This window comes from Pseudomonas sp. GM80 (assembly GCF_000282515.1).
In the GTDB taxonomy this organism is placed as follows: Bacteria; Pseudomonadota; Gammaproteobacteria; order Pseudomonadales; family Pseudomonadaceae; genus Aquipseudomonas.
Map to the genome: position 1 here is coordinate 22,283 of NZ_AKJD01000017.1, position 11,724 is coordinate 34,006.

Genomic DNA, 11,724 nt, shown 5'->3' on the forward strand with positions numbered 1-11,724 from the left:
TCAGCTTAGCGGGTCGATTGCGCTGATTACACGGTCGACGATGTCAGACATTGTCACGTCATCCAGTCGCTCGATGAATTTGGCCGTGCCGTCTCGCACCCGCTGTTCTATGTCAAAACTGCGAACCTGATTACACACCGCTACACCATTGGTTTCGTGGCCAGTAATGGCCACCGCCAAACCCATATTCCGGCTGAAATTCCCACCGCTAGTAACAGGCACCGTCATGCTCACGCCCAATGCGTTGATATCTCTGGGCGTAATCACCACAAAGCGATGTCTGTTCATCATCTCCCGCCCCGCCACCGGGTTTGGATCAATCCAGTAAACGTCACCCCGCTGAGGGGGCTGTCGGCGCACCATCAACCCAGCTCCCGGCCGACAGAATCACCTTCAAGAGTCTCGCTAGTCTGGGCGTTAAGTTTCTGCAATTCTTCCGCGCCTTCGAGTAGCTCGGACAAACTATAACGCTTACGCGTAGCGGCTACGGCTGGACGAGCAATCAGTTCGCCATCGACCACATTCAGCTCTAGCTGTGCGCCAACCTCCAGATGCAACAACTTTAAAAGCGTGGGCGGAATCGTAATGACGGCAGCGCCGCCTTGGCGGCGTATCTTGGAAGTTACGGACATTATGGCGCTCCGATTTGATGCATGGGAATCATCGATTCCTGGATTAGTGCAACAAAAGTAGCACGCAGATAAAGACAAAGCGATCTCCTCACGACAAGCGTAAAACGCCGAATTGGTCTTCAGACTAGCCATCGATCCCGGAACGGTTTTGAGAAAAATGTGAGCAGTTGCGACATTGATAAGTTGGCAGATCGACTCCAAATCAGTTCTATAGACTGCCTATCAGAGAACCAATCATGACCACCCCACTCCTCATCCCCTGCCCCTCCTGCAACGGCCTCAACCGCATTCCCGCCGAGCGTCTCGCCGATCAACCCAAGTGCGGACGCTGCAAATCCGCAGTCCTGCTGAGCAAGCCTTTCGAACTCAAGCAAGGCGATTACGCCAGTCAGATCAAGGGCGATCTGCCCTTGTTGGTAGATGTCTGGGCGGATTGGTGCGGGCCGTGCAAGTCGTTTGCGCCGGTGTTCGAGCAGGCAGCGGCACAGTTGGCGGGCAAGTGTCGGTTGGCCAAGCTCGACAGCGAGGCGAATCAGCAGTTGTCGGCGCAGTTGGGGATTCGCTCGATTCCGAGTCTGATTCTGTTCAAGAACGGCCGCGAGGTGGCGCGGCAGAGTGGTGCATTCCCGCTGCCGCAATTGATGGCGTGGCTGCGTAGCCAGGGCATCTGACCCACCACAAATCCAATTGTAGGAGTGAGCCTGCTCGCGATGGCGTTCGTCCAGCCAACATCTATGTGACTGACACACCGCTATCGCGAGCAGGCTCACTCCTACAGGGGATCTGCGTTGCTCAGGGAATCAATGGTCTTCGAGCAGGTTGTGCAATTCGACGAATTGCTGGGTCAGCTTGTGGCGCGGATCGAGGTGGATCAGCGGCGTGCTGGCTTGGTGCGACTCGCGCATGCGCACCGAACTGGTCAGGTACACCGGCAGCACCGGCAATCCTTCGGCAATCAGCTCGTCGAGAATCTGTTGCGGCAGGCTGGCGCGGGCCTGGAACTGGTTGACCACGATGCCTTCGACTTCCAGGCCTTCGTTGTGGTCATCTTTCAGTTCCTCGATTTCAGCCATCAAACCGTATAGCGCCTGACGCGAAAAGCTGTCGCAATCGAAGGGAATCAGCACTCGATCAGCAGCAATCAGCGCTGATACCGCGTAAAAATTCAGCGCCGGCGGCGTATCCAGGTAAATCCGGTCGTAATCTTCGGCCAACTCATCGAGCAACTTACGCAGCTTGTTGATCTTGTGCTTGGCCTCAAGCTTGGGCTGCAAGTCGGCCAGTTCGGCGGTGGCGGTGATGATATGGAGGTTGTCGAACGGGGTTTCGTAGATATCCGCCTGGTTCTTCTTCGAGAACGGCCCCGAGGACAGCGTCTGCTTGAAGAAGTCGGCAATGCCCATCGGGATGTCGTCGCCGGTGAGCCCGGTCAGATACTGAGTGGAGTTGGCCTGGGCATCGAGATCCACCAACAGCGTGCGATACCCCTCGCTCGCGCTGACCGCCGCCAGATTGCAGGCAATGCTGGATTTGCCTACACCACCTTTCTGATTGAACACCACGCGCCGCATGACAAAACCTCCGTGTATCAAAGAATGACCGAGTGTAGATGCGCGCGACCTCGCTTCGCTACCTTCACGGACATGGACTACAGGGTCAGGTGCAAATATCCACAGACTGACGGCGTAAAAACTGCCTTTGATCGCCGAGATGGCCGACAGACAGGCCGCTGACAATCTGGATAATGGCCAAGTGACAGTTTTTTCGCGAACCAATCGGTACATTTCGTTGGGCAAAATGTAACCAGCATTTGCTACACACTCCTCGCACCGGGATAATGCGCGCCACCCGGCGCCCAGCGCCACGTCAAGCCTGCTGCGGCTCCGGCGACTCAACGCGTCAACAAATGCCCGCAGGGGCGGGATGAATGTCCGTGATCAACTTCAACATCGCCCAATGGCGCGCGTGGGCTCCCGGGCTCGACAGCGTGGACGCCTGGCAGGCCTGGAGCCGACAGCCGGTGGTGCTCCAGCGCAGTGATGCCGCGCCCGATGTGTCGTTTTTGCCGGCCATGCAACGCCGCCGTCTCAGTCGCCTGGCACGCATGGCTTTCAGCGTGGGCTGGCCGCTAGCCGACGGACGGGACAACCTGCCGCTGGTATTCGTCTCCCGTCACGGTGAAACCCCGCGCACCTACGAGATCCTCAGCGATCTGGCGACCCATCAGCCACTGTCTCCAACCCAGTTCAGCCTGTCGGTGCATAACGCGATCATTGGCCTGTGGTCGATCATGCGCGGCGAAACCAGCGAAATGACCGCCCTCGCGGCAGCGGGCGACGGCCTTGAACACGGCATGCTCGAAGCGGCGGCGCTGCTCAATGAAGGCGCGCCGGCGGTGCTGCTGGTGATCACCGAAGAACAACCGCCCGAGGCCTATTCGCAGTGGATCGATGACGTGCCGTTTCCCTACGCGCTCGGTCTGTTGCTCACCCCCGGTACCGACTGGCGGCTGACCCTGAACAGCACTACTGAAGCACTGTCCAAAACGCACTGGCCCCACGCACTCAATCTGCTGCGAACCCTGCTCGGCCAGCAAACCCTTTGCCAACATGCCTGGAAAAATCGTCTATGGACCTGGCAACGCAGCCCGTGACCGAGAAAAACCGCGACGCCTATTACTGGCGGTTGCTGGCCACCGCCGCAAGCTTCGCCCTGTTCGGGCTCGGCGGGCTGTGCCTGCGCCTCGTGGTGTTCCCGATCCTCGGCTGCCTGCCCGGCGATGCCTTGGCTCACCGCCGGCGCGCGCGGCAGATGGTCAGTCGGCTGTTCTGGTTTTTTGTCCGGTTCATGGCCCGAACAGGCGTGCTGACTTACGACATTCAAGGCGCCGAACGCCTTGGCCGTCCGGGACAGATGATCATTGCCAACCACCCGTCGCTGATCGACGTGGTGTTTCTCATCGGCCTGGTGCGCCAGGCCAATTGCGTGGTGAAGAAAAGCCTGTGGGAAAACCCCTTCACCCGCGGCCCGCTGCGCAGCACCGAATACATCAGTAACGACGGCAGCATGGACATGCTCGACGCTGCCGCCGAGTCCCTGCAAAACGGCCAGACCCTGATCATTTTTCCCGAGGGCACGCGTACTCAGCCGGGACAGGCACCGGCCTTTCATCGGGGCGCCGCGGCGATTGCCTTGCGCGGTGCGAAAATCCTCACGCCGGTGATCATCAAGGTCAGCCCGACCACCCTGACCAAAGCCGAACCCTGGTATCGGATCCCTCATCGCCGCGTGCACTTCAGTTTTCGTGTCGGTGCCGATATAGACCCACAGACTTTCGCTGCGCAGGGGCCTGCACCGCAGGCATCGCGCAAGCTCAATGACTATTTGCATACCTACTTCATCAAGGAGCTCGCCGAAGATGAGCGAACTACACCGTGAAATCAAACTGCTGATCATCGACGCCCTCGGCCTTGAAGACATCAGCGCCGACGACATCGGCGACGACCAGACGCTGTTCGGCGAAGGCCTGGGCCTGGATTCCGTCGACGCGCTGGAACTGGGTCTGGCGATCCAGAAAAAGTACGGCATCAAGATCGACGCCGACGCCAAAGACACCCGCAACCATTTCACCAACGTGGCCAGCCTTGCGGCGTTCGTCACGGCCAAACAGGCAGCTTGAGACCGGACCATGCAAACTCGTGACGACATTTTCAACACCCTGCGCGATGCCCTGGTCGAGCTGTTCGAACTGGATCCGGCCCGTGTGAGTCTGGAGTCCAACCTGTATCAGGATCTGGAAATCGACAGCATCGACGCGGTCGATCTGATCGACCACATCAAACGCCAGACCGGCAAGAAAATCGCCGCCGAAGAATTCAAATCAGTGCGCACCGTCGGTGACGTGGTCGAGGCGGTCTACCGTCTGGTTCAACCCGCCGCATGAGTCGATTGATCGGCCTCGGCCTGCTGCTGGCCGGTCTGCTTTACCCCTTCGCGGTGTATTTCGGCATGGAGCACTTTGCCCCGTGGCAGTTCGGCTTGCTGCTGGGCGGCCTGTGGCTGGCGCGAGCGCTGACCAGCGAGCGCAAACCCGGCAGCTTGTGGATGGCCTGTGTGGCGATCGTCTTCTGCGTGTTGTTGGCGCTGTTCGACAGTCCGCTGTTGCTGCGCTGGTACCCGGTATTGATCAGCGGCTTCATGCTGGCGCTGTTCAGCCTGAGCCTGAAATACGGCCCGCCGATGGTCGAGCGCCTGGCGCGCCTGCGCGAGCCGGAGCTGCCGGACATCGCGATTCGCTATACGCGCAAGGTCACGGTGGCCTGGAGCGTGTTTTTCTTCTGCAACGGTTTGTGCGCCGCCCTCCTGACCCTGTGGGCGCCGCTGAATTGGTGGATGTTGTACACCGGCCTGATCTCCTATGGATTGATCGGCCTGATGTTTGCCATTGAATGGCTGATACGACAACGGGTAAGAGGCCGTACATGAACTGGATAAAACTTGAGCAGCTGTTGCTCAAGGCTCTGCCGGCGCGGGCGATCTGCGCTGCGCCGGCACTCGATCACGCGCAACTGCACGCTCAGGCGCTGAGCGTTGCCGCCGGCCTGCAAGCGCAGGGCGTGAAGCGTTTGGCCGTACACCTGGAAGACGCCGCTGATCTGGCCATTGCCCTGTTGGGCGCGTGGCGCGCAGGCGTTAGCGTGTTATTGCCGTCTGATTTGCAACCGCAGACCCGCCAGCGCTGGTCGAGTGAAGTCGATTTCTGGCTGACTGATCAAGCCGAAGACGCACAACTGAGCGACTTCCAGCAGCCAGCATTGCCCGCTGCGCAATTGGATCTCGATCAATGTCAGCTGAGCCTGTGCACCTCCGGCTCCAGCGGTGAACCCAAGCGCATCGACAAGACCCTGCGCCAGTTGGCCAATGAGGTCGAGGCGCTGGAACAACTCTGGGGCGCGGATCTCGGTGAAGCCTGCATCATCGGCAGCGTTGCCACCCAGCACATCTACGGACTGCTGTTTCGTGTGTTGTGGCCGCTGTGCGCCGGACGGCCGTTCGTGCGCAAGCAACTGGCATTCCCCGAAGACATGCAGCGCGCCAGCCGCGAGCATCCGGCCTTCGCCTGGGTCGCCAGCCCGGCGCTGCTCAAGCGCATGGGCGACAACCTCGACTGGCCCGCGCTGAGCCCCGTGCGCCGGGTGTTTTCCTCCGGCGGCGCGCTGCCGGCAGAAGCCGCGCAGAGCCTGCAGCAACGCTTGCAACAATGGCCGACGGAGATTCTCGGCAGTTCGGAAACCGGCGGTATCGCCTGGCGTCAGGGCGAACAACTGTGGCAGCCGTTCGCCGGTGTTGAACTCAGTCAAGACGCCGACGGTGCACTGCTGATTGCGTCGCCTTATCTACCTGCCGGCCACATCGAACACACCGCCGATGCCGCGCGCATCGCCGCCGACGGTCGTTTCGAGCTGCTTGGACGTCTGGACCGGATCGTCAAACTGGAAGAAAAACGCATCTCCCTGCCGATGCTGGAACAAGCCCTGGTCGCCCACGCCTGGGTCGCCGAAGCGCGGCTGGGCGTGGTGCAGGAAAATCGTGCATCGCTGGGTGCACTGCTGGTTCTCAGCGAATCAGGCCTGTTTGCCTTGCGTGAACACGGCCGGCGCAGCCTGACTGAAGGCCTGCGCAAGCATTTGAGCCAACACTGTGAAGCGCTGGCCCTGCCACGACGCTGGCGTCTGGTGCGGCAATTGCCGCTGAACAGCCAAGGCAAACTGCCGCAGGCCGAGGTCGAGACGTTGCTGCTGGCCCCGCGCCCGAAAGCGCCGCAAGTCCTCGAGCAAATCGAAAGCGAAGGCGAGTGGAGCCTGCAACTGAGTGTGCCCCCGGATCTGGCCTACTTTAGCGGCCACTTCCCCAAGGCCCCGGTGCTGCCAGGCGTGGTGCAGGTGGAATGGGCGCTCAATCTCGGGCGGCGATTGCTGAATCTGGGTGGCGTGTTTGCCGGGATGGAAGTGCTGAAATTCCAGCAACTGGTGCGGCCAGGGGATGAAATCCAGCTGCATCTGCGCTTTGATCCGGAGCGCAGCAAGTTGTATTTCGCTTATCGCAATGACACGGCGACATGCTCCAGCGGGCGGATTCTTTTGGATGTAGAGCATGATTGACCTTGGTGAGTGCTGCGCACTCAATCGCGAGCAGGCTCACTGTTACAGGGATCGCGGTTTTCCACAGGAGAACTGTTATGCATAACCCTTGCGCGGTGATTCCGGTTTATAACCACGAAACCGCGATCGGTACGGTGGTCGATGCTCTGCTCGCGCAAGGTCTGCCGTGCATTCTGGTCGACGATGCGAGCACGCCATCCTGTGCCCGCGTGCTCGATGCTCTGGCCGAACGCGACAATGTGCATCTGGTGCGTCTTGCTGCCAACCAGGGCAAGGGCGGCGCGGTGATGACCGGGCTGCGTGAGGCCTCGTTGTTGGGGTTCAGCCATGCGTTGCAGGTCGACGCCGACGGTCAACACGACCTGCACGACGTCGCCCGTTTCGTCGAAGAATCCCGAGCTCACCCCGACGCGATGATCTGCGGCTATCCGTTGTTCGACGAGAGCGTGCCGAAAGGCCGTTTGTACGCGCGCTATCTGACCCACGTGATGGTGTGGATCAACACGCTGTCGCTGCAGATCCGCGACTCGATGTGCGGCTTTCGCGTGTACCCGTTGGCGCCGACACTCGCGCTGATCGACACCGCGAAAGTCGGCAAGCGCATGGATTTCGACTCGGACATTCTCGTGCGACTGGCGTGGCGCAATCAGCCGATGCGCTGGCTGCAGACCAGCGTGCATTACCCGCTGGACGGCGTGTCGCACTTCCGGCTGTTCCACGACAACGCGCTGATTTCGAGCATGCACACGCGTTTGTTCTTCGGCATGTTGTTGCGCTTTCCGGTGATCCTCTGGCGACGGTGGCGAGCATGACCGGCGAAACCGACAAGAAGCACTGGGCCGACCGCGAAGAGCGCGGCAGCTTTCTGCTGATGAAATTCACCGCGTTCGCCGCCAAAGTCCTCGGCCGCCGCCTGCTCAGCCCGTTGCTGTACGGCATCGTTCTGTACTTTTTCCTGTTCGGCCGCACGGCGCGCCGCAGCGCCTGGCAGTACCAGCAACGGCTGGCCGCATGGAGCCAGCGCGAAGCGTTGCGCCCGAGCCATTGGCGGGTGTTCGCCCAGTTCATGGCCTTCGCCGATTCGATGCTCGACAAGCTCGACGTGTGGAACGGCAAGCTGCGCATCGAACAGATCGAAATCGTCGACCCGGCACTGCTGCGCAATCAGTTGCGTGGCAGTCGCGGGCAACTGCTGGTCGGCGCGCACCTGGGCAACCTCGAAGTCTGCCGCGCGCTGGCGGAGATCGGCGAAAAGGTCACGATGAATGTGCTGGTGCACACCAAGCACGCTGAACAATTCAACCGCCTGCTCGGCGAAGCCGGAGCGACCAACCTGCGCCTGATTCAGGTCAGTGAGCTCGACCCGGTGATCATGCTGCAACTGCACGAACGGCTGGAGCGCGGCGAGTGGCTGGCGATTGCCGGCGATCGCGTGCCGCTGCACGGCGGGCGCAGTGTCACCGTGGACTTTCTCGGCCACCCGGCGCCATTCCCGCAAGGTCCGTGGTTGCTGGCCGGTCTGCTGAAATGCCCGGTCAATCTGTTGATGTGCCTGAAACAGCCGGACGGCCACTATCGCCTGACCCTCGAACCCTTTGCCGACACCATCGTGTGGAAGCGCAGCGAGCGCGAGCAGGTCATTCATCAGTGGGCCACCCGCTATGCGCAGCGCCTGAGTCACTATTGCCTCGAAGCGCCGCAACAATGGTTCAACTTTTACCCTTTCTGGAAGACCGATGACGACGCCAACCCATGAGCCGGTAACCTTCGGCGAACGCCCATTGCGCATCGAAGACGTGCTGGCCCTAGCCAACCGTCAGGCACCCGTGCAGTTGCAGAGTGACGCCGACTATCGCGAGCGCATCGCCAAAGGCGCGCGGTTCCTCGATTCGCTGCTGGACAAGGAAGGCGTGATCTACGGCGTGACCACCGGTTACGGCGATTCCTGCGTGGTCGCCGTGCCGCTGCATCACGTCGAAGCGTTGCCGCGTCATCTCTACACGTTCCACGGTTGCGGCCTCGGCAAACTGCTCGACGCACAAGCCACCCGCGCGGTGTTGGCGGCGCGTTTGCAGTCGTTGTGCCACGGCGTGTCCGGGGTGCGCGTGGAATTGCTCGAGCGTCTGCACGCATTCCTCGAATACGACATTCTGCCGCTGATTCCTGAAGAAGGTTCGGTCGGCGCCAGCGGCGATCTGACGCCGCTGTCCTACGTCGCCGCCACCCTCTCGGGCGAGCGTGAAGTAATGTTCCGCGGCGAACGCCGTCAGGCCGCCGAGGTGCATCGCGAACTCGGTTGGACGCCGCTGGTGCTGCGTCCGAAAGAAGCGCTGGCACTGATGAACGGCACCGCCGTGATGACTGGCCTCGCTTGTCTGGCGTTCGCCCGCGCCGATTACCTGCTGCAACTGGCCACGCGCATCACCGCGCTCAATGTCGTCGCGTTGCAAGGCAATCCGGAGCACTTCGACGAGCGTCTGTTCGCCGCCAAACCGCATCCGGGGCAAATGCAGGTCGCCGCGTGGCTGCGCAAGGATCTGGCGATCGACGCGCCGACCGCGCCGCTGCATCGCCTGCAGGATCGTTACTCGCTGCGCTGCGCTCCGCACGTACTCGGTGTGTTGGCCGACAGTTTGAACTGGCTACGTTCGTTCATCGAAATCGAACTGAACAGCGCCAACGACAACCCGATCATCGACGCCGAAGCCGAGCGCGTATTGCACGGCGGGCACTTCTACGGTGGGCACATTGCGTTCGCCATGGACAGCCTGAAAAACCTCGTGGCCAACGTCGCCGACCTGTTGGATCGCCAGCTCGCGCTGCTGGTCGACGAGCGCTACAACCACGGTCTGCCGAGTAACTTGTCCGGCGCGCCAGCGGATCGCGCAATGATCAACCACGGCTTCAAAGCCGTGCAGATCGGCACCAGCGCCTGGACCGCCGAAGCGCTGAAAAACACCATGCCGGCCAGCGTGTTCTCGCGCTCCACCGAGTGCCACAACCAGGACAAGGTGAGCATGGGCACCATCGCCGCCCGCGATGCGATCCGCGTGCTGGAACTGACCGAACAGGTCGCCGCCGCGACCCTGCTCGCCGCCAATCAGGGCGTATGGCTGCGTGCGCAGGCTGAAGACGCCCGTCCGCTGCCACCATCGCTGGCAGCGATGCACGAAGAACTCGGAAAAGACTTCCCGCCGGTCATCGAAGACCGCGCACTGGAAGGCGAACTGCGCCTGTGCCTGCAACGCATCGCCGCGCAACACTGGAGGCTGCATGCGTAGCGCTGGAGTACTTCACGCCGACACCGAAATCCTCGTGCCGTTTTTTGACGTCGACACCATGCACGTGGTCTGGCACGGCCATTACGTCAAATACCTCGAAGTCGCGCGCTGTGCGCTGCTGGACAAGATCGGCCACAACTACACGCACATGGTCGAGTCCGGGTTCGCCTGGCCGGTCATCGACCTGCAACTGCGCTATGTGCGCGGCGCGGTGTTCGGTCAACGGCTGAATGTGCGCGCCAATCTGGTCGAGTGGGAAAACCGTCTGAAGATCAATTACCTGATCACCGACCTGGAAACGGGTGAGCGCCTGACCCGTGCCAGCTCTGTGCAGGTCGCAGTCGACGTGAGCAGCCGCGAAATGCAGCTGGCTTCGCCGAAAGTTTTCACCGATGCCGTGGAAAGGATGCTGCAATGAATGTTTTTGTTAAAAGTTTGAGCGTATTGGCGCTGCTGACGATGTCAGCGCTGGCCAACGCCTTTGACCTGCAACAACTCAGCGAGCAACTGGCGAAACCGGACGTAATCCACGGCCAGTTCATCCAGGAAAAACACCTGCGCGCCCTGCCGCAACCGTTGATCAGCAAGGGCAGCTTCGTCCTCGCAAAAAATCACGGCCTGCTCTGGCTGCTGAAAACTCCGCTGCAGCAGGATTACCGCATCAGCGCCAACGGCATCGCCCGCCGCGACGACAACGGCTGGCAAATGTTGCCGAACAAGAGCGCCGGGGCGGAGCAGAACCGCTTGTTCCTTGCCGTGCTGCAAGGCGACAGCAGCGGCCTGCAACGCGACTTCGAACTGGCCCTGAGCGGCGACGCCCAACAGTGGAAACTCACGCTGACCCCGCGCTCGCTGCTGCTCAAGCAAGTGTTCAAGCAGATCAACATCGACGGCGGCGCACTGGTGCAAACCATCGAACTGCTGGAAACCCAGGGCGACAGCACCGTGCTGCGCATGCAGGACAGCACCGCTGGCCAACCATTGAGCGACACGGAGCAACATGACTTTGCCGAGTGAACGCAGGCTGCCCTGGCTGTTTCTGATCCTGCTGCTGGCAGTTGTGGCGCTGGCCGGCTGGCAGTGGCGCGACGGTGCGCCGCTGTCGGCGAACCTGATGGAGCTGGTACCCGGCACCAATCCTGACGCCCTTGAACTGCGCGCCGAACAGCGCATGCAGGAGCCGCTCAACCGCGAAATGCTGGTGCTGGTCGGCCATGCCGATCGCCAGCAAGCAGTGGCCATGGCGCAGACGCTGGGCGAGCAATGGCAAGCCAGCGGCCTGTTCGAAAAAGTCCAGTGGAACCTGCAAGCGGATCTCCCCGCACTGCGCACGCAATTGCTGCAAGGGCGATTGGCGATGCTCTCGGCGGATGATCGGCAATTGCTGGTCGAACACCCCGACGTCTTTATTCAGCAGCGCGTACAAGCGTTGTTCGACCCGTTCAACGGCTTCAGCCTGGTGCCGAGTCAGGACGATTGGCTGGGCCTCACCGGGCGTATCCAGAACAGCCAGCCGAAACACGGCGCGGTGCAACTGGACATCGGCAGCGGCGCGTTGATCGCCGACGCCGATGGCAAGAGCTGGGTTTTGCTGCGAGCACGCACCACCGGCAATGCCTTCGACATGAACCTGCCGTTGCAAGTGGCGGG

At 61.2% G+C, this 11,724-nt stretch carries 15 protein-coding genes and 1 pseudogene; 13 read left to right on the forward strand and 3 right to left on the reverse strand.

The window, feature by feature from the left end:
* Together PMI37_RS02165 and PMI37_RS02170 are read right to left on the reverse strand one after the other, a co-directional pair.
* Entirely contained in the window at positions 1-363 is a 363-nt protein-coding gene (locus tag PMI37_RS02165) for a type II toxin-antitoxin system PemK/MazF family toxin (RefSeq protein ID WP_008077591.1), read from the reverse strand.
* The gene (locus tag PMI37_RS02170; protein WP_008077592.1) at positions 363-632 is read right to left on the reverse strand and encodes an AbrB/MazE/SpoVT family DNA-binding domain-containing protein; all 270 of its coding nucleotides are present in this window, start codon (positions 630-632) and stop codon (positions 363-365) included. The genes PMI37_RS02165 and PMI37_RS02170 overlap by 1 nt, the downstream gene beginning before the upstream one ends.
* 236 nt (positions 633-868) lie before the next feature.
* On the opposite strand from PMI37_RS02170, the gene trxC reads away from it, so the two are divergent.
* A complete protein-coding gene (gene trxC, locus PMI37_RS02175) occupies positions 869-1,303 on the forward strand; it encodes a thioredoxin TrxC (RefSeq protein WP_008077593.1) in 435 nt (144 codons plus the stop codon).
* A 129-nt stretch (positions 1,304-1,432) separates the two neighbouring features.
* Here the strand turns inward: trxC and PMI37_RS02180 are convergent, their stop codons facing one another.
* Entirely contained in the window at positions 1,433-2,203 is a 771-nt protein-coding gene (locus PMI37_RS02180; protein ID WP_008077595.1) for a ParA family protein, read from the reverse strand.
* 356 nt (positions 2,204-2,559) lie between these two features.
* Here PMI37_RS02180 and PMI37_RS02185 point away from each other — a divergent pair, with 356 nt between their 5' ends.
* From PMI37_RS02185 to PMI37_RS02240, 12 genes and pseudogenes are all read left to right on the forward strand, one after another.
* Complete coding sequence (locus tag PMI37_RS02185) at positions 2,560-3,285, forward strand: beta-ketoacyl synthase chain length factor (RefSeq protein WP_008077597.1); 726 nt, start codon at positions 2,560-2,562, stop codon at positions 3,283-3,285.
* Positions 3,261-4,070, forward strand: a complete 810-nt coding sequence (locus PMI37_RS02190) for a lysophospholipid acyltransferase family protein (protein ID WP_008077599.1) — start codon at positions 3,261-3,263, stop codon at positions 4,068-4,070. Before PMI37_RS02185 ends, PMI37_RS02190 begins: the two co-directional genes overlap by 25 nt.
* Positions 4,051-4,311 (forward strand): phosphopantetheine-binding protein, encoded by a 261-nt coding sequence (locus tag PMI37_RS02195; RefSeq protein ID WP_008077600.1) that lies wholly within the window; start codon positions 4,051-4,053, stop codon positions 4,309-4,311. Before PMI37_RS02190 ends, PMI37_RS02195 begins: the two co-directional genes overlap by 20 nt.
* A gap of 9 nt (positions 4,312-4,320) precedes the next feature.
* Positions 4,321-4,575, forward strand: coding sequence for an acyl carrier protein (locus PMI37_RS02200; protein WP_007909503.1), 255 nt, complete (start codon positions 4,321-4,323; stop codon positions 4,573-4,575).
* Positions 4,572-5,117, forward strand: coding sequence for a hypothetical protein (locus PMI37_RS02205; RefSeq protein WP_008077603.1), 546 nt, complete (start codon positions 4,572-4,574; stop codon positions 5,115-5,117). The genes PMI37_RS02200 and PMI37_RS02205 overlap by 4 nt, the downstream gene beginning before the upstream one ends.
* Positions 5,114-6,793 (forward strand): acyl-CoA synthetase family protein, encoded by a 1,680-nt coding sequence (locus tag PMI37_RS02210; protein ID WP_008077607.1) that lies wholly within the window; start codon positions 5,114-5,116, stop codon positions 6,791-6,793. Before PMI37_RS02205 ends, PMI37_RS02210 begins: the two co-directional genes overlap by 4 nt.
* A 77-nt stretch (positions 6,794-6,870) precedes the next feature.
* The gene (locus PMI37_RS02215; RefSeq protein ID WP_008077609.1) at positions 6,871-7,605 is read left to right on the forward strand and encodes a glycosyltransferase family 2 protein; all 735 of its coding nucleotides are present in this window, start codon (positions 6,871-6,873) and stop codon (positions 7,603-7,605) included.
* A complete protein-coding gene (locus PMI37_RS02220) occupies positions 7,602-8,549 on the forward strand; it encodes an LpxL/LpxP family acyltransferase (protein ID WP_008077610.1) in 948 nt (315 codons plus the stop codon). Before PMI37_RS02215 ends, PMI37_RS02220 begins: the two co-directional genes overlap by 4 nt.
* Positions 8,530-10,074: an HAL/PAL/TAL family ammonia-lyase gene (locus PMI37_RS02225; RefSeq protein WP_008077612.1), complete on the forward strand. Its 1,545-nt coding sequence runs from the start codon at positions 8,530-8,532 to the stop codon at positions 10,072-10,074. The genes PMI37_RS02220 and PMI37_RS02225 overlap by 20 nt, the downstream gene beginning before the upstream one ends.
* Positions 10,067-10,492 carry an acyl-CoA thioesterase gene (locus PMI37_RS02230; protein WP_008077613.1) on the forward strand — a complete coding sequence of 142 codons (426 nt, stop codon included), beginning with the start codon at positions 10,067-10,069 and terminating at the stop codon, positions 10,490-10,492. Before PMI37_RS02225 ends, PMI37_RS02230 begins: the two co-directional genes overlap by 8 nt.
* Entirely contained in the window at positions 10,489-11,091 is a 603-nt protein-coding gene (locus PMI37_RS02235) for an outer membrane lipoprotein carrier protein LolA (protein ID WP_008077614.1), read from the forward strand. The genes PMI37_RS02230 and PMI37_RS02235 overlap by 4 nt, the downstream gene beginning before the upstream one ends.
* Positions 11,075-11,724, forward strand: a pseudogene (locus PMI37_RS02240) (hypothetical protein); the annotation flags it as partial. The gene PMI37_RS02235 and the pseudogene PMI37_RS02240, both read left to right, overlap by 17 nt.